The sequence below is a fragment of the Salinivibrio sp. VGrn1 genome (assembly GCF_009377995.1).
GTDB lineage: Bacteria > Pseudomonadota > Gammaproteobacteria > Enterobacterales > Vibrionaceae > Salinivibrio > Salinivibrio siamensis.
The window spans coordinates 255173-275654 of the sequence record NZ_SATA01000001.1 but is presented as its reverse complement, the minus strand read 5'-3'; the positions used below and the strand labels follow the sequence as shown (position 1 = coordinate 275654).

Annotated in this window: 20 protein-coding genes; 14 read left to right on the top strand and 6 right to left on the bottom strand. The window is 49.2% G+C overall.

Annotated elements, in window-relative coordinates:
* The first annotated feature begins 49 nt into the window (after positions 1-49).
* The 7 genes from EHW56_RS01270 to ttcA all read left to right on the top strand — a co-directional run bounded on the left by EHW56_RS01270 (position 50) and on the right by ttcA (position 6780).
* Complete coding sequence (locus EHW56_RS01270; protein WP_046073233.1) at positions 50-535, top strand: FixH family protein; 486 nt, start codon at positions 50-52, stop codon at positions 533-535.
* Positions 536-537: 2 nt separating this feature from the next.
* Complete coding sequence (locus tag EHW56_RS01265) at positions 538-2916, top strand: heavy metal translocating P-type ATPase (protein WP_152795168.1); 2379 nt, start codon at positions 538-540, stop codon at positions 2914-2916.
* A gap of 4 nt (positions 2917-2920) precedes the next feature.
* Positions 2921-3136 carry a cbb3-type cytochrome oxidase assembly protein CcoS gene (gene ccoS, locus EHW56_RS01260; protein ID WP_152795170.1) on the top strand — a complete coding sequence of 72 codons (216 nt, stop codon included), beginning with the start codon at positions 2921-2923 and terminating at the stop codon, positions 3134-3136.
* Positions 3123-3797: a sulfite exporter TauE/SafE family protein gene (locus EHW56_RS01255; protein WP_046073236.1), complete on the top strand. Its 675-nt coding sequence runs from the start codon at positions 3123-3125 to the stop codon at positions 3795-3797. The genes ccoS and EHW56_RS01255 overlap by 14 nt, the downstream gene beginning before the upstream one ends.
* Positions 3798-3862: 65 nt before the next feature.
* A complete protein-coding gene (locus EHW56_RS01250) occupies positions 3863-4612 on the top strand; it encodes an FNR family transcription factor (protein WP_046073237.1) in 750 nt (249 codons plus the stop codon).
* Positions 4613-4757: 145 nt separating this feature from the next.
* A complete protein-coding gene (gene uspE, locus EHW56_RS01245; RefSeq protein ID WP_046073238.1) occupies positions 4758-5705 on the top strand; it encodes a universal stress protein UspE in 948 nt (315 codons plus the stop codon).
* A 145-nt stretch (positions 5706-5850) separates the two neighbouring features.
* Positions 5851-6780, top strand: coding sequence for a tRNA 2-thiocytidine(32) synthetase TtcA (ttcA, locus tag EHW56_RS01240; RefSeq protein WP_046073239.1), 930 nt, complete (start codon positions 5851-5853; stop codon positions 6778-6780).
* Between the two features lie 152 nt (positions 6781-6932).
* Here ttcA and EHW56_RS01235 read toward each other — a convergent pair whose 3' ends face one another.
* Together EHW56_RS01235 and EHW56_RS01230 are read right to left on the bottom strand one after the other, a co-directional pair.
* Entirely contained in the window at positions 6933-7583 is a 651-nt protein-coding gene (locus EHW56_RS01235; RefSeq protein WP_152798958.1) for a DUF2987 domain-containing protein, read from the bottom strand.
* A 30-nt stretch (positions 7584-7613) separates the two neighbouring features.
* Positions 7614-8441 (bottom strand): hypothetical protein, encoded by an 828-nt coding sequence (locus tag EHW56_RS01230; protein WP_227486462.1) that lies wholly within the window; start codon positions 8439-8441, stop codon positions 7614-7616.
* A gap of 271 nt (positions 8442-8712) precedes the next feature.
* Between EHW56_RS01230 and potA the strand changes: the two genes are divergently transcribed.
* The 3 genes from potA to potC are packed head-to-tail and all read left to right on the top strand — an operon-like array spanning position 8713 to position 11436.
* Positions 8713-9828, top strand: a complete 1116-nt coding sequence (gene potA / locus EHW56_RS01225) for a spermidine/putrescine ABC transporter ATP-binding protein PotA (protein WP_069362398.1) — start codon at positions 8713-8715, stop codon at positions 9826-9828.
* Complete coding sequence (gene potB / locus EHW56_RS01220) at positions 9815-10669, top strand: spermidine/putrescine ABC transporter permease PotB (RefSeq protein WP_152798956.1); 855 nt, start codon at positions 9815-9817, stop codon at positions 10667-10669. The genes potA and potB overlap by 14 nt, the downstream gene beginning before the upstream one ends.
* The gene (potC, locus tag EHW56_RS01215; RefSeq protein ID WP_046073244.1) at positions 10666-11436 is read left to right on the top strand and encodes a spermidine/putrescine ABC transporter permease PotC; all 771 of its coding nucleotides are present in this window, start codon (positions 10666-10668) and stop codon (positions 11434-11436) included. The genes potB and potC overlap by 4 nt, the downstream gene beginning before the upstream one ends.
* A 60-nt stretch (positions 11437-11496) precedes the next feature.
* Here potC and cobB read toward each other — a convergent pair whose 3' ends face one another.
* On the bottom strand, positions 11497-12213 hold the full coding sequence (gene cobB / locus EHW56_RS01210) for a Sir2 family NAD+-dependent deacetylase (RefSeq protein ID WP_152798954.1): 717 nt from the start codon (positions 12211-12213) through the stop codon (positions 11497-11499).
* 189 nt (positions 12214-12402) lie between these two features.
* On the opposite strand from cobB, the gene EHW56_RS01205 reads away from it, so the two are divergent.
* Positions 12403-13122 carry a DUF3581 family protein gene (locus EHW56_RS01205; RefSeq protein WP_046073807.1) on the top strand — a complete coding sequence of 240 codons (720 nt, stop codon included), beginning with the start codon at positions 12403-12405 and terminating at the stop codon, positions 13120-13122.
* Between the two features lie 67 nt (positions 13123-13189).
* Positions 13190-14014, top strand: coding sequence for an HDOD domain-containing protein (locus EHW56_RS01200; protein WP_152798952.1), 825 nt, complete (start codon positions 13190-13192; stop codon positions 14012-14014).
* Between the two features lie 53 nt (positions 14015-14067).
* Here EHW56_RS01200 and EHW56_RS01195 read toward each other — a convergent pair whose 3' ends face one another.
* Positions 14068-14970 (bottom strand): LysR family transcriptional regulator, encoded by a 903-nt coding sequence (locus EHW56_RS01195; protein ID WP_046073247.1) that lies wholly within the window; start codon positions 14968-14970, stop codon positions 14068-14070.
* Positions 14971-15147: 177 nt separating this feature from the next.
* Here EHW56_RS01195 and EHW56_RS01190 point away from each other — a divergent pair, with 177 nt between their 5' ends.
* Both EHW56_RS01190 and dld read left to right on the top strand, forming a co-directional pair.
* The gene (locus EHW56_RS01190) at positions 15148-16839 is read left to right on the top strand and encodes an L-lactate permease (protein WP_152798950.1); all 1692 of its coding nucleotides are present in this window, start codon (positions 15148-15150) and stop codon (positions 16837-16839) included.
* A 103-nt stretch (positions 16840-16942) separates the two neighbouring features.
* Positions 16943-18736, top strand: coding sequence for a D-lactate dehydrogenase (gene dld / locus EHW56_RS01185; RefSeq protein ID WP_152798948.1), 1794 nt, complete (start codon positions 16943-16945; stop codon positions 18734-18736).
* Between the two features lie 70 nt (positions 18737-18806).
* On the opposite strand, the gene EHW56_RS01180 is transcribed toward dld, so the two are convergent.
* Both EHW56_RS01180 and EHW56_RS01175 read right to left on the bottom strand, forming a co-directional pair.
* A complete protein-coding gene (locus EHW56_RS01180; protein WP_152798947.1) occupies positions 18807-19664 on the bottom strand; it encodes a DNA ligase in 858 nt (285 codons plus the stop codon).
* Between the two features lie 172 nt (positions 19665-19836).
* On the bottom strand, positions 19837-20472 hold the full coding sequence (locus EHW56_RS01175; RefSeq protein WP_152798944.1) for a murein L,D-transpeptidase catalytic domain family protein: 636 nt from the start codon (positions 20470-20472) through the stop codon (positions 19837-19839).
* Positions 20473-20482 lie beyond the last annotated feature (10 nt).

Below are 20482 nucleotides of genomic sequence, written 5' to 3'. Positions count from 1 at the left end.
TGCTTGCAGGGGCTTCTTAAATGTAAATGCTCAAACCGAGGAGCTTCTGATGGTAACACCCTGGTACAAGCAGTTTTGGCCTTGGTTCCTGATTGCCCTTCCCGCTTCTGTTGTCGTCGCGAGTTTGTTAACTGTGACCGTCTTTTCGATGAATTCTGTGTCTCTGGTGGCAGAGGACTATTACAAGAAAGGCAAGGCGATCAATGTTGATCTATCCAAACTGAAAGTCGCGGCCCAGCTGGGTGTTTCAGCGCAATTGTCGTCAAACAACCAGGCAATCGCGATAGCACTAGATAAGGGCGATCTCGCGTCATTTCCTGCGCTCAAGGTGCATATTCAGCACCGTACGCTCGAGCGAAAAGATGTGAACGTCATGGTAAACCCAAACCAAGCGGGGATTTATCATATCGATCTTGCTGAGCCAATATCCGGACCCTGGTTTATCGAAATCACTTCATTCGATAAACAATGGAAAGTGCACGGTCGTATCAATTTCCCTGTCTCAACTCCCCTGACGTTAACCGGTAAGCAGTAACCATGACCACGCCTTGTTATCACTGTGGTGATCCTGTACTAACAGGAGACACCTACCAAGTAGTGATTTTCGATAAACCCCGCCTTATGTGTTGCCCTGGCTGCCAAGCCGTGGCAACCACGATCGTAGACAGTGGTTTGAGTTCTTATTATCAGTATCGTACAGAGAACGCCGATAAGGCCGACCTCGTCCCCGAAGAGCTCAAATCACTGACGCTATACGATAATCAAGATGTACAACAAGAGTTTGTCCGCAATGTGGCAGACCAAAAAGAGGTGACGTTGTCACTTGACGGTGTCTCCTGCGCTGCTTGTGCGTGGCTGATTGAAAAGCAGTTACAACGCACAACAGGCGTCACACATATTCAGGTCAACACCACTACTAACCGCGCCCAAGTGCGTTGGGATGAGAGTGAAACTTCCCTGAGTACAATACTCACACGCATTCATCACCTAGGTTATAAAGCGGCACCTTTTGAGGCTGACAGACAAGAGCAACAATACCATCGCAACATGAAGCAGTACTTATACCGATTGGGGATTGCTGGCTTGGCCACTATGCAGGTCATGATGTTAGCCGTGGCGATGTACTTCGAAGTGTTTGGCGATATGGATGAAACCTTTCGGAATTACTTCCGTTGGATAAGTTTAATCTTCGCGACGCCTGTCTTGCTTTACTCTGCGTTGCCCTTTTACACCAATGCTTGGCGGAACCTTAAGGCACGCACACTGGGAATGGATGTCCCCGTTTCTATTGCCCTGTTATTTGCCTACTTCTCAAGCCTGTACGCGACTGTCACTGGAAAGGGCGAAGTCTTTTTTGAATCGGTGGCAATGTTTACCTTCTTCTTATTGCTCGGGCGTTTTCTGGAAATGCGCGCACGCCGCACGGCAGCAGCAGCCAGCGCCAACTTGTTAAAACTGGTTCCCAAAATGGCGCGCCGTCTTAACGGTGAAGCCGTGCCAGCTAACAGTCTTAAAATAGACGACAACATTCGCGTATTGCCCGGTGAGCCCTTCCCTGCCGATGGGCAAATATTGTCTGGCACAACCTCTGTCGATGAAGCCATGCTGACAGGCGAGTCACTACCTCAGACTAAGCGAGTGGGTGATGCCGTTTATGCCGGCACCATGAATGTGGAAGGGAATGTCGATATTTGTGTAACGAGTAATCACAAAGAATCTCTCGTGGCTCATATTGTGCGTTTGCAAGATGAAGCTCAAATGGCAAAACCCAAGGTGGCAGTGTTGGCAGACCATATCGCGCGTTACTTTGTCGCCGCCATCTTAATTATTTCCGCATCGACTTGGCTCTATTGGCATTTTGTTCAACCTGACGATGCCTTTTGGATCATGCTATCCGTGCTTGTTGCGACCTGCCCTTGCGCATTATCACTCGCCACCCCCACGGCCCTGACTTGCTCAACATCGACCTTTGGCCAGCTCGGCATCATGTTACGCCGAGGTCACGTCTTAGAAACCTTAACCAAGGTGAATCGATTGGTGGTTGATAAAACAGGTACACTGACCGAGGGTGAGGTGAAAATTGATTCAGTCCACGTGTTTGCTGCTGACATTAGCGAACAATCGGCCTTGAACATTGCGGCCAGCTTAGAAGAGTTTGCCAATCATCCTATCGCCAACGCGTTCCAATCAAAAGCGACTGAGTCTCTGACAGTCAAAGCGGCGGACAACCATATTGGTCAAGGGGTAAGCGGCGAGATCAATGGCCAGCATTGGCGTATTGGCAAGGCGGCGTTTGCTCTATCCTCGCCTAAAACTCACTATGATTCCTATCCCGTCGTGCTCAGTTGCGAGGGGCAAGTGGAGGCCGCGTTTTCACTGACCGATCCGATTCGTCCCAGTAGCGCACGCTTGATAGCCGCATTTAAACAAGCAGGGATCCAAACCACCATGCTAACCGGTGATCAATCGCGAAATGTTGAACAGGTCGCTAACCAGCTCGGCATTGATTCTGTGATTTCAGGGGTATCTCCTCAAGGAAAATTGGCGTACCTTCAAAGCCTTGATGATGATACCGTGACCCTGATGGTGGGTGATGGCGTCAATGATGCCCCCGTTTTAGCCGGTGCCCACTTGTCGGTTGCGATGGGAGGAGGCACTGATATCGCTAAATCGTCCGCCGATATGGTGTTGCTGAGTGACGATTTGGAAAAACTACTGACCGCCAGGCAGCTTGCCCAGCAAACTCGCCGTATTATCCGCGAAAACTTAATTTGGGCTTTAGGCTACAACATCACCATTCTCCCTTTGGCGGTTATGGGCTATGTCGCCCCTTACATAGCGGTGGTAGGTATGTCAGCAAGCTCAATCATTGTCGTGTCTAACTCGCTGCGCCTACTTAACAAAAAAGAGGATTAGCGTTATGGCTAGTTTGTATATTTTGATCCCCATCGCCATTATGCTGGTTTGCGTGGCGGCCGTCGTGTTTATCTGGGCCGTCAAATCCGATCAATTCGAGGATCTAGAACGACAGGGCTCTTCGATCCTTTTTGATGAAGAAGAACCGGAGAAAGACGCCGGATCACAATCAAGCCAACCAACCGAACCTCACACGTCGACGCAAGATGACAAACATTGATTTTATTGGTGCCCTCGTCATTGGCTTGTTGGGGGCGGGCCACTGCCTAGGGATGTGTGGTGGGGTCGCAGCGGCTATGTCGCTTGGCATTCCGCCACAAAAAGCCAAGTGGCCGTATCTTGTCTTGTATAACTTGGGGCGTATCAGCTCGTATACCCTTGCCGGCGCAATGATCGGTGGTACCGTGGCTTCATTGCTTGCTTTGTCTGATTTAACACAGCATCTTGCGGTATTGCGGCTGTTTGCGGCCATTATGATGTTGCTATTGGCTGCCTATATGGCTCAAGTATGGAATGGCCTTAGCTATATTGAACGGCTGGGTAGCAAACTCTGGCGATTTATTTCTCCGCTAACGTCCAAGCTGATGCCACTGCGTTCGCCATTATATGCCTATCCTTTTGGCCTTGTGTGGGGCTGGCTCCCCTGTGGGCTGGTTTACTCCGCGCTGAGTTGGGCCGCTGTTGCTGGCAGCGCATCCGGGGGCGGCCTTGTGATGCTTGGGTTTGGATTAGGGACACTACCGGCGATGTTAACCGTTGGTGCCCTTGCCGAGCGGATAAAGCCAATTCTTAACAACCACGCACTGCGTTTGATATGTGCCACAATGTTGGCGCTTTATGGTTTTTATACGGCTTATTCCGCCCTCAAACTCCTGATATAAGGTCGACCTAGCACACAATCATGGTGTAATATGTATATTGACGTTTATCAATTTTAGGCAGGTGTATGGTGTCGAATAAGATCATCACTCGGCGGGTTCAGTCAGGCGGCTGCGCAATTCATTGTCAAGATTGCAGTATTAGCCAACTGTGTATTCCCTTTACGTTAAATGAGCAAGAGTTGGATCAACTGGATAGCATCATTGAGCGAAAAAAACCTATTCAGAAAGGCCAAGAACTGTTCAAAGCCGGTGATAATCTACGAGCGTTGTATGCGATTCGTTCGGGTACGGTTAAGACCTACACAATCACAGAACAAGGTGATGAGCAGATAACTGCCTTCCACCTCGCCGGCGATTTAGTAGGCTTTGACGCTATTAACGATAGTGAGCACCCCAGCTTTGCTCAAGCGCTAGAAACGTCAATGATTTGTGAGATCCCCTACGACACACTTGATGACCTCTCTGGGAAAATGCCCAAGCTTCGCCAACAAATCATGCGACTAATGAGCAATGAGATAAAAGGTGATCAGGATATGATTTTGCTGTTATCGAAGAAAACAGCTGAAGAACGTCTGGCCGCTTTCCTTTATAGCCTCTCGAAGCGCTTTGCTCAGCGTGGATTCTCTCCGCGAGAGTTCCGCCTTACCATGACACGAGGTGATATTGGTAACTACCTAGGTCTCACCGTTGAAACTATCAGTCGCTTATTGGGCCGCTTCCAAAAGTCAGAAATATTGGCCGTCAAAGGTAAATACATTACGGTTCTAGACTTAGAAGAGCTTGCACGTCTTGCGGATGAAGAGTGCTTTGTTTAGCGAATAAAAGTAAATAAGTTGTTAATAAATGGCGCTTTATGCGCCATTTCTCTTTTTTGCTCAATGGTGAACAATTTCTTTCGCGTGAACGGACTAAGTAGGTTAAAGTGAAATTAACCGATGCATCTGTGCAAAGGAGGCAGATATGTCTAGGTACACGAACCTGCTCGTCGTCATTGATCCTTCCCAAGAACAACAACCTGCACTTTCACGTGCGGTCACGCTTAGCCAGCGAAGTGATGCAAAGGTTAAGCTCACCCTCTTTCTTGCCATTTATGACTTTTCATACGAAATGACATCTATGCTCTCATCGGATGAGCGGCAAGCAATGCGCCAAGGTGTGATGCACCAGCGTGAAGAATGGATGAATGAGGTTATTCAAACGCACCAAGCTCAAGAATGTGAGATCGAAAAAGTCGTGGTATGGCATAACCGCCCTTACGAAGCGATTGTCGAACGCGTGCTGAGCCACCACCACGATTTGGTGGTTAAAGCGACACACCAGCACGACACACTAGGCTCTGTCATCTTTACTCCCACCGATTGGCACTTGTTACGCAAATGCCCAAGTTCAGTGTTATTAGTTAAAGATCATGGTTGGCCAGATAAAGGCAAGATAGTCGCCTCTGTTCATGTGGCATCTGAAACCGAAACTCACGCTGAGCTCAACGACAAATTGGTCGATGAAGGGAATATCATGAGTGCCATGCTAGGGGCTGAGTTGCACCTGGCTAACGCCTACCCTGCTACGCCGGTGAATATTACTATCGAGCTGCCTGACTTTGATCCAACATCGTATACCGATGCGGTACGAGGCCATCACCTCACCGCAATGAAAGCCCTGCGTCAGCGCCATCACATCGAAGAAACACGCACGCATGTCCAAGAAGGATTGCCGGAAGATGTTATCCCTAACATTGCCCGGGAGCTGGATGCAGAGCTTGTCATTCTCGGGACCACAGGGCGCACTGGCTTATCCGCGGTGTTCATTGGGAATACCGCAGAGCATATGATTGATCAACTCGACTGTGACTTACTTGCCATCAAACCTGATGGTTACATTAGCCCACTCGACCCTCGCGCTAACGATTAACCTTTCTCATTCCATCATACAGCAGGCAGTGGCATTCACTGCCTGCGGGTGACTGGCATTTGTGGTCAAAATCCGTATCATACCCGCCATTCATGCACACTGGCAGTGTAATGCGTTTACCTTGCCTGACAACGCGATAGTACTTATGAGCACCGAAGAGCTGAGCAAAGCACAAAAATACGGATTTAATAAACTGCAAAAGCGCATTCGTCGCAACACCGGACAAGCGATTGCCGACTTTAATATGATCGAAGATGGCGATCGCATCATGGTTTGCTTATCAGGCGGCAAAGATAGCTATACCTTGCTTGATATGTTGCAAAGCCTGCAAAAGAGCGCGCCAGTTTCATTCCAACTCATTGCGGTCAACTTAGATCAAAAGCAACCTGGGTTTCCTGAGCACATTTTGCCAGAGTATTTAGAGGGCTTGGGCGTCGAGTACAAAATTGTTGAAGAAGACACTTACTCTATCGTCAAAGAGAAAGTGCCTGAGGGCAAGACAACCTGTTCACTATGCTCGCGACTTCGCCGCGGTATCTTATATCGCACAGCAAAAGAGCTGGGTGCGACCAAAATTGCATTGGGCCATCACCGAGATGACATACTAGAGACCTTGTTCTTGAACATGTTCTATGGCGGCAAGATGAAAGGCATGCCACCGAAGCTCGTCTCTGATAACGGCGAACATGTGGTGATCCGTCCACTGGCCTATTGTCGAGAAAAAGACATTGAGCGTTACTCAGAGCAAAAGGCTTTCCCGATCATTCCGTGTAACCTTTGTGGCTCACAACCCAACCTACAACGCCAAGTGATCAAAGATATGCTCCGAGATTGGGATAAGCGGTATCCAGGCCGTATTGAGACGATGTTCCGAGCCATGCAAAATATCGTCCCCTCGCATATGGCCGATACCGAGCTGTTTGATTTTAAATCCGTCGCAGCGGGTATGGCGTTTGAGGGGGATGGTGATACCGCATTCGATAAGGAAAACTTTACCGATCCGGCGCCCGTTTCAGAGAGCCCTGTCGAGGTTGACCCCAACTTATCACTCGACGTGGTCAATGTCGGCACATAGTGTTTGAAGCATGACAGAATTGTCGTTGGCCCTAAATGGCCTGCTAACAAAAACGCCCACTTTAAACAGTGGGCGTTTTTTGTCGTTTCAGCCTTCTACATCGTGCGCATTATGTCTTTGAAGCTCAGTGCAGACTTAAAGTCTTTCTCCGTTTATCCGTTTTTCGGCAACCAAGGCGACACCTTGATGGGAGCGTCTGGCAGCGTTAACGTGGTGCTATCGCCAAGATGATTGACATCTATAATGGCTTGGTGAGCATCGATTGGGTATTTTGTTCCCTCACTGCTAGTCACCGCACCAGTCACCGAGGGCGCAAAATGTAGAACCACGCCCTGTGCCTTAGGCATAAACCAAGAAGCAAACATCCCGCCTAAATTTTCCATCATGGTGTCCATCTGAGGCAACCAACCCTGGATCTGCTGGCTAGTTAATTGCTTTCCTACGGGCTTATCAACCAACACTTGGAACGAGATATCACAGTTTCGATCGGCGGGCGTTTCAACAAAAACATCCGGATTCACTTTGCGGAGCTGGTTATCAAGAGGAAGCGGTAACGCTTGAGAGGCTGGGATATCAAACGCTTCATAATGTTCTTCCTTGCTCATCCATGCGCGAGAAATCGGGCAAACCTCTCCCGACTCGGCCGAGACCATAAAGTACGCCACGCCAATATCAGGGTGTCCTTCTTCTACGTTATGTTTAAGCTGAGTAAATAGCTTGCTATAGCTAAAACGGTATGTATCGGCACTGGCCGGGACACTCACCATTCCCAGCATAACCAGTACACTGGCTAGTTTTTTCATCAGAACTCCAGTTGCAGGCTTAAAGCGGAATTAGGCGTCAAAGGTGTCTTGGTCAGATGACGACGAGTTAGTCGTACTACGTGACGCCCCTTCTTTATTCTCATTTTGTGACACTGTCACCTCGACACCAACGCCAAACATTTCTCGGTAAATCACACCTTTAACGTTGAAGAGAAAGGGTAACGCCCAAACCAAGGCAAAGCCAGCAGTGGCAAAAGAAATGAGAAATAGCACGCCTACAACCGCATAGATGGTTGCCATTTGGAACAATTTCTTGTTTACCGCTCGAAAGGATACGGTAAGTGCTTTAACTGGCGTGAGACGCTTTTCACAAATCAATAACGGCGACATGGAAAACGCCATCGCAACATAAAGGCTCAGTAATGGAAAAATCATACTCGCCACACTTTGCAGTGTCGCTGACAGGCAGATCACCACCGTCACGGGCAACGCAAATACCAGCCCTTTTAGCAAATGGCGTGGTTTAGAACGAAACCCTATAGCGTGACTCAAGCCCATTAAGCTCGCCCCCGCATATAATGGCGCAATCAGAACCTCAGAAGTAAAATTCGCCAACCACACGGATGAAATCATATCTGTGGTCAGCTCACGTTGACCGACCAATGCCTCAAATAAATGCGACGGTGCCCCCAACAACAACGTCAGCATCAGCATTAAAATACCTATTTGAGCCGCGAATAGGCACAAGGTGGCGGGCAAAAACGACCAGAAATGCTTGAATGTCTGAGAGAAGGCTTCTTTGATTATCTCAAATGGATCGAGACGGTAGCGACCGTTTAGCGCCGTTTCTACCGACCCACCGATATGTAAAGCATTATTGTATTCTTGTTGACTCATAATCGTTATCTATCATGACTAATGCACCCAGTATATCTGACTGTAACCCATAGCCAAAAACCATTCTGACAAATAAGGAAAAATAACCAGATTGGCTTTGCGTAGATAATGGTCTGGTTTAGGCTGGATACCTTAATGGACAACAGAGACTCAAGTGCCAACACGCGCGAAAAACTGCTTTAACTTCGATTGCCACGCGTCTATTATGCGCCGTCTGTTTTATGGGTACGAATGTACAAGACAATTTGCCAGGTAGAGAGAGAACGAACCATTGAAGCACGCAAATGTATCTCACAAACCGGTTGTCGAGCTCGCGTCACTAACCAAAAGCTTCGACGGCAAAGAAATCATCTCCCGTTTCAACCTAACGGTCAATAACGGAGAATTCCTTACTATCCTTGGCCCTTCAGGCTGTGGCAAAACAACAGTGCTCCGTTTGATTGCGGGGCTCGAAGATGCCGACAGTGGCGCTGTCGTTATCGACGGTAAAGATGTCACTAACCTGCCAGCAGAAAAACGCAATGTAAACACTGTCTTTCAAAGCTATGCCCTTTTCCCACACATGACAGTGTTTGAAAACGTCGCTTTTGGCCTACGCATGCAGGGCGTGGATCATCACCAGATTGAACCTCGAGTGATGGAAGCGCTGCGAATGGTACAACTTGACCATTATGCCTCTCGTAAACCTCATCAATTGTCTGGCGGACAGCAGCAACGTATCGCAATCGCGCGAGCCGTGGTGAATAAACCGAGCGTGCTCTTGCTGGATGAATCCCTTTCTGCACTCGATTACAAACTGCGCAAACAAATGCAGATGGAGCTGAAACAGCTGCAGCGCAAGCTTGGGATTACCTTTATCTTTGTCACCCACGACCAAGAAGAAGCCCTCTCGATGTCAGATCGTATTATCGTTATGCGTGATGGCGAAATCGAGCAAGACGGCTCACCGCGTGAGATTTATGAAGAGCCTAAGAATTTATTCGTGGCACGTTTTATTGGCGAAATCAATGTGTTTGATGCCACTGTCATCAAACACATTGATGACAAGCGTATTTGGGCCCGGGTTGAATCTCGTGAGTGTGAGGTTTATTGCAAGCTCGATGTGCATCCGGGTGACGCGATCAAGGTATTGCTTCGCCCTGAAGACATCCGCTTAGAAGAAATTCATGGCAATGCCGAACCCAATGGTATTGTGGGCTATGTGCGCGAGCGAAATTACAAAGGCATGACCCTCGACTCGGTCCTCGAGCTGCCATCAGGGCAAACCGTGATGGTGAGCGAGTTCTTTAATGAAGACGATCCTGACGTTGATCACTCCATCGATCAGAAAGTCGCTCTGACCTGGGTAGAAAGCTGGGAGGTGGTATTGGCCGATGAAAAAGCTTAATCTGCAAACCGCCATCGTAGGTTTGGTCGTGGGTTGGTTGCTGGTCTTTGTTTTTTTACCCAACCTAATGATTATCGCGACCAGCTTTTTAACCCGCGATGACGCTGATCTCATAGAGATGACCTTTACGCTGAGCAATTATGCAAAACTGCTCGATCCACTTTATGCCAAAGTGGTCTGGCACTCTTTCTACATGGCGGCCTTGGCGACCCTGATTTGCCTACTGATTGGCTATCCATTCGCGTTTATTATTGCCAAAATGCCGAAAAGCACACGACCTTTGATGCTGTTTTTAGTGATTGTCCCCTTTTGGACCAACTCTTTGATCCGCACGTACGGGCTAAAAATATTTCTTGGTACCCGTGGGCTACTCAATGAAAGCATGATGTGGCTTGGCTTGATAGAACGCCCCGTTCGCATCATGTACACCGAGTATGCGGTGATGGTTGGCCTTGTCTATATTTTGCTGCCATTTATGATCCTGCCTTTGTACTCGAGCATCGAGAAACTCGATCGCAGCTACCTTGAAGCGGCGCGTGATTTAGGCGCCAACAAATTCCAGTGTTTTGTGCGTGTGATCCTGCCATTGACCACACCCGGTATTATTGCTGGCAGTTTGCTGGTCATTCTTCCCGCTCTAGGCATGTTCTACGTCTCGGATTTGCTGGGGGGAGCGAAAAACCTACTGATCGGCAATGTGATTAAGAGCCAGATTTTGAACGTTCGTGATTGGCCATTTGGCTCAGCCGCCAGTATCTCTCTGACGGTGTTAATGGGCCTGTTGCTGTTTGCATATTGGCGTGTGGGTAAGTGGATGAATCGCAAGGAGGCCTTATCATGATCCGGTGGCTAAGGAATAGTTTTCTCTCCTTGGTTTACGCCTTCCTTTACATCCCAATTCTGGTGTTGATCGTTAACTCGTTCAATGCCAGCAAATTTGGCATGAGTTGGAAAGGCTTTACTTGGGAGTGGTATGGGCAGCTGGTCAATAATCATAGCCTGATGCAAGCGGCGGGTAACTCATTAACCATTGCGGTCTTTTCTGCTAGTGCTGCCGCCATTATTGGTAGCTTGACTGCCGTTGCCCTCTTTCGCTACCGCTTTCGCGGTAAACAGTTTGTCAATGGCATGCTTTTTGTGGTGATGATGTCCCCGGACATTGTGATGGCTATTTCGTTATTGGCGCTATTTGTGTTGATGGGCGCGCAACTGGGATTTTTAACCCTACTGCTCTCTCATATTACTTTCTGCCTACCATTCGTGGTCGTCACGGTATACAGTCGCTTAAATGGCTTTGACGTTAAAATGCTTGAAGCCGCGCGTGATTTAGGCGCGAGCGAATGGGTGATCCTCACCAAGATTATTTTGCCACTGGCGGCTCCTGCGGTCGGTGCCGGTTGGCTACTGAGTTTTACCCTCTCGCTGGACGACGTTATCGTTAGCTCATTTGTGACCGGGCCAAGCTATGAAATTTTGCCCTTAAAGATTTATTCGATGGTTAAAGTGGGCGTATCACCCGAAGTGAATGCACTTGCCACTATCATGTTATTGGTGTCGTTAGTGTTGGTCATGTGCTCGCAATGGCTCGCGAAAGACAGGTTAAAGTAACCCTTGCGCTAGGGCTGCTATTCCACCAGCAGCCCTTTTTTCTATCTGTATCCTCTTGCGTTACTGCTCCAGAGCCAGAATCTCCTCCACCAGCTTCGGCACGAGCGTGCTCGCCTTCCCGTAACGCCGTTCATTAAATTCACTTTCCACAGCGCTGGGCTCCAAGTTTATTTCAATAGTGTGCGCACCATGCATCGCCGCTTCGTGCACAAACCCCGCCGCTGGATACACCGCCCCAGAGGTGCCAATAGAAATAAACAAATCCGCTTGATTAAGGGCATCATGAATTTCCCCCATACCCAGAGGCATCTCTCCGAACCACACCACGTGTGGTCTCAGCGGAGCGGGCATCTGGCAACAATGGCAGTGATCGGACACCTGAATATCACCGGTCCAATCGATGGTTTGCTGCGAGTGGCTACAACGCGCCTTTAACAGCTCACCATGCATATGAATGATATTGTGTGTGCCCGCGCGCTCGTGAAGATTATCAATGTTTTGGGTCACAACAAGCACACTGGCCTCGGTTTCCTGCTCTAGGCGTGCCAGTGCCTCATGGGCCGGATTGGGGATGATCTCTCCTTGTAACTGGCGCCGACGATCATTATAAAACTGCTGAACAAGGGTCGGGTTTCTCTCAAAGCCCTCAGGCGTTGCAACGTCTTCAATATGATGCTCCTCCCAAAGGCCATCTTGATCTCGAAAGGTTCTAATCCCTGACTCTGCAGATATTCCCGCGCCTGTCAAAACTACGATGTGTCGATAAGGGAATGCCATACGCCGTTCCTATGCAAGTGACCTGTTTATTTATTTTATAACACTCTCACGCTTACCATTGAAGTAGTAAGGGTTTAGACCTTAGTCGTTGACTCTAATCACAAAAAGATAATGCAACGACTGGCTAGACCAATGCCGCGCGTCGCTTGGGTTACAATGTCGGCTTATTTCTCGCATCTGTTATCCATTATGAAATTAGAACATTATTACACTGAGCAAGATGGCAAACTGATTTTTACTCGCCAGCAAGCAAGTGACTTTGCTAAACGTATCGCCGGCGACTTTAACCCGATTCATGACACAGACGCTTCACGGTTCTGTGTGCCCGGGGATTTGCTGCTTTCTATCTTATTGGCCAAAACAGGGATCAGCGAGCAAATCGAGATTCAGTTCAATGGCATGATCAGTGCCAACACGCCCTTGTCGATTATCGAAACAGACGATGGCGTTACCGTCGTCGACGATAATCAAAAGCTTTATCTCACCATGACACGCCATGGACAAACACGTCACGATAAAGCATTAGCAACAGAGATCGCCGAGCACTACGTGCAGTTTTCCGGTAAGAACTTCCCGCATATCATGGTGCCGCTAATGCGGGAGCAACAAATGATGATTAACACTGAACGTCCACTCGTCATGTACGAGAAAATGAGCTTGGCGTTTGATGATCTCTCAATCAACTCTGCCGATGTCGCTTTATCGGATTCGGTGATGCAAGTGAGTGGCAAACGCGGAAAAGTCGATCTTGCTTTTGATTTTATTGTCGATGGGCGGCGTGTGGGACACGGATGTAAAACGATGGTTGCCAGTGGTTTGCGCCCCTACTGCGAAGAGGCCATTCAAAACCTAGTAGAGCGTTTTAATGCCAGAAAACAGGCCTACTGCGCTACGCCCGCCACGGAGTAATTTTCGTCCCTGAAGCCTTAGGCTCTGATCTATAGTTAAATCAGAGCCAACGCTGAAGGAAGTTGTTATGGAATCCAATAGCTTGGTCGAGCTTATCGATCGCCTCCCGAAAATCCCCAAAGTCGTGCAAGAGTTGATTGAGTTGGTCAACAGCCATGACGCTGAGCTTAATCAAATCGCCGAAAAAATCGCCTACGACCAGGTCATTTCCGCGCGAGTGCTTCGCTTGTCTAATTCAGCCTATTTTGGCCGCGCCCGAAACGTAGGCTCTGTCAACGAGGCCGTTATCCGGCTAGGTCTAGGCCCTGTGAGAACTCTGGTGGTGTCTAGTGCACTGATGAGTGCCTTTGACGTCGATGACGAAGTGGATATGGATGCGTTTTGGCAACACACTTTCGAAATTGCAACCTTGAGTAAAGCCTTAGCAAACGCATTAAGAATGGACGATAACGAAGCATTTACCGTCGGCATGCTCCATAATCTCGGTGAGCTGCTGATCATGACCACCGCTTACGATAAGCTGGACCGTATCAATCTGCACATGGAGGCGGGTAAGCCCAAGCAAGAAGCTCAGCAGCTTATCTTGGGGATCACCAGCGCCGAGTTAGGTGGAGAGCTCGCACAAACTTGGAACTTTCCCCAGCGCTTAAGCGATGCAATTCGTTATCAGTTTTCTCCCGTACACGATGAGCAGTTTTCGCCATTGGCGGGCATACTTCGCTTAGCCAACAAAATTGACGCCGCTTGGGGCGAGTTTGTTACCACCGACTCTAAGCTTGATTGGCTCGACCAGCAGCTCGAGTACAACATTCTCGGTTTGCCTAAAACCGTGGTCGCTAATATCGACGATGTCATTGGCTCAGGGCGTGAAATGGCCAGAATGCTTAAATAACAATGGCGTCTCTATCACCACGTGGGCGCAGTATATGAACCACGTGGTGCTTTCTAAAAGCAATGCTGAATCGCAAGGTATTTATTGCGGATGTGCTCTATCAGCAAACGTACTTTTTTAGGCGGCTGGCGAGTGAATGGGTATACCGCATAAATCCCGAGTTTTTTGCCCACTTGGTCAGGAAAAAGATCAACCAATACGCCCTGCATCAAATCGTCATACACCAAACAACGCGGTACATACGCGATGCCATGGCCACTTAGCGCACCTTGTCGTAGGGCGATGGGGTTATCGGTCGAAAAGTTGCCGGCCACTTTAATCACTTGGTTTTTATGCTCGCCTTTAAACTCCCAGTCACTGGCTCCCGTGGTTTGGTAGGCATATTGCAGACAATTATGCTGTTTTAACTCGATAGGATGTTGTGGCCGCCCATGACGCGCAATATAGCTGGGCGCCGCACATACCACCCATTGTGAGTCGATAATATGGCGAGCAATTAAGCTAGAGTCCTCGAGGTAGCCGGTGCGGATAACCAGATCAAACCCCTCATCAATTAAATCAACAAAGCGATTGTCCAACGACATATCGATGTTGAGACCAGGGTATTGCCCACAAAACGCCGCCACCGCTTCGGCCAACAACAGTTCCCCAGAAATGGTCGGCACTGAAATTTTTATTTGGCCCGTTATCGCCTCCCCAAACCCTGCGACCGCATCAAAGGCTTCATCAGCGGCCTGCTTCACATTTTTTGCACCTTGATACAAGGTACGTCCGGCATCAGTCAGTGTCAGCTTACGCGTGGTGCGATACAAAAGCTGCACTCCCAACCCCTCTTCGAGCTTTTTAATCCGCTTGCTAACTACGGAATTTGTCAGGGAATTTATTTCCGCTACCTTGCTAAAAGAGCCTAATTCGGCGACTTGAGCAAAGAGGACAAGATCATCTGTTTTCGGCATATTATGTCAATTATGGAAGTAATTATTTTCATTATTTCCATATATCAGAAAAATGCAAACGCGTAATGTCACATACGGTTAACATCGAGTCACCGAGCTGTCAGCAAAATAACAACACATTGGTGACTTGTTTATTCAACGTGATTCAACGGAAGAGACACCTAATAAGGAACCTTTATGACAGATACCCTATACGCCCTCGTCGCGTTCTCACCCATAGTGGTCGCGGCTATCTTACTGGTCGGCTTAAATTGGCCAGCCAAGAAGGCGATGCCCGTTGCCTTTATCATGACAGTCTTAATCGCACTCTTCCAGTGGCAGATGAGTGCGGCACGCGTATCGGCCTCCATCGCACAAGGTTTAATCATTACAGCAGCCGTACTTTGGATCGTGTTTGGTGCCATCCTTTTGCTCAACACCTTAAAGCACACTGGCGCGATTACCGTAATTCGCAACGGCTTTACCACCATCTCCGATGATAGACGTATTCAGGCCATCATCATTGCATGGTGCTTTGGCTCGTTCATTGAAGGGGCATCAGGCTTCGGCACCCCCGCTGCCATTGCGGCGCCGTTATTGGTCGCCATTGGCTTCCCTGCTCTCGCCGCGGTTGTGGTGGGGATGATGATTCAATCTACGCCTGTCTCCTTCGGCGCAGTGGGCACACCTATTATCGTGGGCGTAAACAAAGGGTTAGACAGCCATGCAATTGGGCAAACACTCACCGCCAATGGCAGTGATTGGGCGACCTACCTGCAGTCTATTACCACGCAAGTGTCGTTTATTCACGCGGTGATTGGCACACTGATGCCTTTGCTAATGGCAATGATGTTGACCCGATTTTTCGGCAAGAACAAGAGCTGGAAAGAAGGCTTAGAGGTGGCGCCGTTTGCGATTTTCGCCGGGTTAGCATTCACCGTTCCTTATGCCCTCACCGGCTGGTTGTTAGGACCCGAATTCCCTTCATTACTCGGAGGTCTAGCAGGGATTGTGCTTGTGACCACCGCGGCACGTAAAGGCTTTTTAGTGCCGAAAAACCAGTGGGACTTTGATGACGAGTCGACGTGGCCAACCCATTGGCTGGGCTCGCTGAAGATGGATCTTAAGGTTCAAGAAAAGCCGATGAGCATGGCCATGGCCTGGACCCCTTATATTTTGTTGGCGGTTTTCTTGGTGATCAGCCGCGTTAGCCCGACGGTCAAGACGGCACTGACCGATGTCAGCCTCGGTTTCTCCTCTTTGTTTGGTGAAACAGGGGTTAATGCCGCCATTCAGCCACTTTATCTACCGGGCGGCATCCTTGCGTTCGTGGCTTTATTAGCCGTGTTGCTGCAAGCGCGTCAATTGTCACCGCTGGTAACGGCTGCGCGTGAATCGAGTAAAACACTGGTTGGCGCAGGATTTGTCTTGGTGTTTACCATCCCTATGGTACGGATTTTTATTAACTCAGGCGTTAATGGTGCTGATTTGGTGAGTATGCCAGTCATAACCGCACGCTTTGCGGCCGATTTAGTGGGAAATGGCTTCCCAGCGTTAAGCGCCACTATTGGGGCGTTGGGCGCTTTTATTGCAGGCTCCAATACGGTGTCCAATATGATGTTTAGCCAGTTTCAGTTTGAAGTGGCACAAACCTTAGGCGCATCGACCGTAGTGGTGATTGCCCTGCAGGCCGTCGGTGCCGCAGCTGGCAACATGATTGCCATCCATAATGTGGTCGCCGCATCCGCGACGGTCGGCTTACTCGGCCGTGAGGGCGTGACCCTGCGGAAAACCGTCTTACCCACGCTTTATTACCTGATTGCCGCCGCTGTCATCGGCATTGTCTTGGTCAACGTGTTGCAGTTTGCCGATGTCCTCTCCGGGGCGTAATCTTACATGTTATTGGCCGAGCCCCCTCTCGGCCTTTCTCTCCACAAGCGGGCCAGCTAGGCTGACCCCAGCCTTTGTCGTAACGTAAAGGAAAGGAACGCTTATGAACACCCCATCACGTTTGTCGTCATCACAGCAAAAAGCATTTATTTCCACCTTAACCGACATCGTAGGCAAGAATAACTTACTCACTGAGACAAACCAGACCCAACATTATCGGACTGGCTTTCGCTCGGGAGGTGGTCCTGCGCTCGCCGTTATTTTTCCCACCTCTTTAGTGATGCAATGGCGGGTGCTCCAAGCCTGTGTCGACGCGGATGTGGTGATGATCATGCAAGCCGCGAATACGGGCTTAACCGAAGGCTCAACCCCCAAAGGCAGCGACTACGATCGTGATGTGGTAATAATCAACACCACACGCTTAGACGGATTACAGCTTATCGATAACGGTAAGCAGGTACTGAGTTTTCCCGGTACAACATTGCATCAGCTAGAGCAGACGCTCAGGCCTCTTAAGCGCGCGCCGCATTCGGTCATCGGTTCGTCGTGCATTGGCGCATCGATTGTTGGTGGTGTGGCCAATAATTCCGGTGGTGCATTGGTTAAACGCGGCCCGGCTTATACTGAATATTCATTATTTGCACAGTTAAATGAGGATGGTGAGCTAACGCTGGTGAATCATTTAGGCATTGCCTTGGGTGATGATACAGAAACCATTCTTTCGCGCGTTGAGCGTGGTGATTACACCGCCGATGATATCACCTATGACGCGCGTAAGGCGTCTGCAGATGACTACGAGCAAATCTTGCGTGATGTCGATGCTGACAGCCCCGCGCGCTATAACGCCGACAAACACCGCTTACATGAAGTGAGCGGCTGTGCAGGGAAACTGGCTGTCTTTGCCGTGCGCCTTGATACCTACCCGATCCCTGAACGTGAGCAAGTCTTTTACATTGGCACTAACAACCCAGATGTGCTCAATACATTGCGCCGCCGTGTGCTCACCGAGCTTTCTCACTTGCCTGAAGTGGCGGAATATATGCACCGTGACGCCTTTGATATCGCTGAGCGTTACGGAAAAGATGTGTTTTTAGCGATTGGTCGACTGGGCACGGATTCAATCCCGAAAATGTTTGCTTTGAAAGCAAAAATAACAACTTGGTTAGATAAGGTGCCGTTACTACCTAACGCATTACCCGATAAAGTGATGCAATACGCCAGTCAGCTTTTTCCGCAGCACTTGCCCAAACGTATGCTCGCATTTCGCGATAGGTTTGAGCACCACCTAATATTCAAAGCCTCAGAGGAAGGAATCGAGGAGGCTTCGGCGTTTTTAAGCCGTTTTTTTGCCGAACACGCAGACAGTGATTACTTTGCCTGTAGTGAGGATGAAGCGAAAAAAGCCATGCTTCACCGCTTTGCCGCAGCCGGTGCGGCGATTCGCTACCACACGATGCACAGTCGCGATGTGGAAGACATTCTCGCGTTAGATATAGCCCTTAAGCGCAACGAGACCGAGTGGGAAGAGCACTTGCCCGTCGAGATAGAACAAGAGATGGTCGCCAAGCTTTATTACGGGCACTTTTTCTGCCACGTCTTCCATCAAGACTATGTGGTGAGAAAAGGTGCGGATGTGAGTGCGATTAAGGCGAAAATGCTGGCGCTACTCAATGAACGAGGCGCTAAGTATCCTGCCGAGCATAACGTAGGTCACCTCTATGCGGCGGAGCCGGACTTAGCTAACTTTTATCACCAGTTAGATCCTACCAATAGTTTTAATCCAGGGATCGGTAAAACGGGGAAACAAAAATACAGCGCTGATTGCCAGTGCTTGGACCATCAATTGCGCCAACAGACAGGTGCTTCCTCCTCTTCCGTCACTCAGGCGCATTCGTGAGCGCTAATCGTTAACGGGGAGCGGCAACACCGCCAACGGTGAGTATCACTCTCCGTTGGCGGAGGTTTCATTACAGGGACGGCTTCTCGCGAATAAAACGCGCAAAACGTGGAATGCCTTTTTGGGTGACACCGTTATGGCGCACCAAGATAGTACTACCAACCTGTGGCGGATCAGCCCGCTGCGCATCACTAAAGCCAGATCCCACGCTAAACTCGGTGCCGTCAGCCAGGCGTACCACCAGAGAGCCCATCAAACCTTGTAACCGCCCTTTGCCAGGATTCATCCCTACCACAGTCACGTCTTTTTCTTGATAGGTTTTCAACTTAACGACGCTTTCTACCCGCTGACCCACATACACACTATCAGGATGATGCAGCATCAAGCCCTCACCGCCTGCTTCATCGATGGTAGCCAACCTCTCCTTAAGTGCTTCATTGCTCGTCACAGGCTTCTGTGGGACATACGCTAAGTGCGGCGATGCTGTCTTAGATACGATCTGTTTTAACGCTGTATAGCGTGTTGAGAATTGGCCTGGATGATCGGGCATATCAAACGCATAAAAGCGAATACGCTGCCACGCATCTTCATCCGGCGTATCATCAAGCACAGTGCGTAATACCGCTTGAAACTCTCCTCGTCCTGCCCATAACTCGCCATCTAAGGGTGTCTGGGGAAGCGATTGGATAAACGCTTCAGGGGCATGAATAGGATTGCCTTGCCGCGTCAATAATCGAGATCCTGTCCAGTAAGCACGGATCCCATCGAGCTTTTCACTGGCCCAATAACCACGATAGTCTTGTTCGGCAATCTGTCCGTCAATACCATGCATCAACGCTGGCGCCGACGGTGCAGCATCAGCATCACTGGTAGGAAACAGGGTAAAGGCGGAGAGTAAGCATAGAGTAAAAGGATTTAGGCGTGCCATGGCATTGCTCCTTAGTGGTAAGGAGCATACGCTAGCGCGATAGAAGGCGTATCAACATGCCTTTATTTTTTCTTGGTAGAGAACGCGTGTTCACGGTGAACAATGCGCAGATGTTACATCGCTCACCGTGAAATGACTCGTGAAAGCCCGTCCGCTATGACATCTTTGATCATCAAGCTTGGCTGGCAAACGCATAGATAAAAGTGCCGTTTTTTATCGCATCAATCACGCGGGCCGATAAATAGCTAGGTAGCGCTGGGCAGCCCCAACTTCGACCGAGTTGGCCACTTTGTTTGATCACGTTCGGATGGGCATAATCGGCACCGTGAATAACAATCGCTCTTTCACGTGCATTGTCATTTAACCCCTTTGACAAACCATCGAGGCGTAATGAATAGCCATGTTTGCCATGGTAGGTTTCAGCCGCGCGATAGACCCCCAATGATGTTTTTAGCGAGTTGATTCTGTTAGAAAACTGCTTTGCATATAAAGCGCCGCTATTTTTGCCATGAGAGACATAAGAGCGAAATAGCATTTGGCGTTTTTTCACATTGATCACCCAAAACCGCTTTTCTGACGACGGTTTTCCGTAATCAATTAGTGTCATCACCGGCTTGCTACTTGGGTTGTGCTTAAAATGGCGATACGCATCAGAAAAGGCTTGGTACGACACCTCTCCAGCGAGATTGAGTGATTGATATAATCCACTGACCTCATCTTTAAAACTGGCCCAAACCGAGGTTGGCATGCTTAGCGCCAATACATACAAAACTACCCGATACCAAGGGGCCACACCTGCTTGTCTCATTTTTTGCTCC

Coding starts and splice junctions, on each gene's coding strand:
- potC (WP_046073244.1), top strand. CDS start 10,666: ATGATCCGGTGGCTAAGGAATAGTTTTCTCTCCTTGGTTTACGCCTTC.
- EHW56_RS01200 (WP_152798952.1), top strand. CDS start 13,190: ATGGAATCCAATAGCTTGGTCGAGCTTATCGATCGCCTCCCGAAAATC.
- cobB (WP_152798954.1), bottom strand. CDS start 12,213: ATGGCATTCCCTTATCGACACATCGTAGTTTTGACAGGCGCGGGAATA.
- EHW56_RS01265 (WP_152795168.1), top strand. CDS start 538: ATGACCACGCCTTGTTATCACTGTGGTGATCCTGTACTAACAGGAGAC.
- EHW56_RS01205 (WP_046073807.1), top strand. CDS start 12,403: ATGAAATTAGAACATTATTACACTGAGCAAGATGGCAAACTGATTTTT.
- EHW56_RS01255 (WP_046073236.1), top strand. CDS start 3,123: ATGACAAACATTGATTTTATTGGTGCCCTCGTCATTGGCTTGTTGGGG.
- dld (WP_152798948.1), top strand. CDS start 16,943: ATGAACACCCCATCACGTTTGTCGTCATCACAGCAAAAAGCATTTATT.
- EHW56_RS01235 (WP_152798958.1), bottom strand. CDS start 7,583: ATGAAAAAACTAGCCAGTGTACTGGTTATGCTGGGAATGGTGAGTGTC.
- EHW56_RS01180 (WP_152798947.1), bottom strand. CDS start 19,664: ATGGCACGCCTAAATCCTTTTACTCTATGCTTACTCTCCGCCTTTACC.
- EHW56_RS01250 (WP_046073237.1), top strand. CDS start 3,863: ATGGTGTCGAATAAGATCATCACTCGGCGGGTTCAGTCAGGCGGCTGC.
- EHW56_RS01190 (WP_152798950.1), top strand. CDS start 15,148: ATGACAGATACCCTATACGCCCTCGTCGCGTTCTCACCCATAGTGGTC.
- potB (WP_152798956.1), top strand. CDS start 9,815: ATGAAAAAGCTTAATCTGCAAACCGCCATCGTAGGTTTGGTCGTGGGT.
- ttcA (WP_046073239.1), top strand. CDS start 5,851: ATGAGCACCGAAGAGCTGAGCAAAGCACAAAAATACGGATTTAATAAA.
- EHW56_RS01230 (WP_227486462.1), bottom strand. CDS start 8,441: ATGAGTCAACAAGAATACAATAATGCTTTACATATCGGTGGGTCGGTA.
- ccoS (WP_152795170.1), top strand. CDS start 2,921: ATGGCTAGTTTGTATATTTTGATCCCCATCGCCATTATGCTGGTTTGC.
- EHW56_RS01175 (WP_152798944.1), bottom strand. CDS start 20,472: ATGAGACAAGCAGGTGTGGCCCCTTGGTATCGGGTAGTTTTGTATGTA.
- uspE (WP_046073238.1), top strand. CDS start 4,758: ATGTCTAGGTACACGAACCTGCTCGTCGTCATTGATCCTTCCCAAGAA.
- EHW56_RS01195 (WP_046073247.1), bottom strand. CDS start 14,970: ATGCCGAAAACAGATGATCTTGTCCTCTTTGCTCAAGTCGCCGAATTA.
- EHW56_RS01270 (WP_046073233.1), top strand. CDS start 50: ATGGTAACACCCTGGTACAAGCAGTTTTGGCCTTGGTTCCTGATTGCC.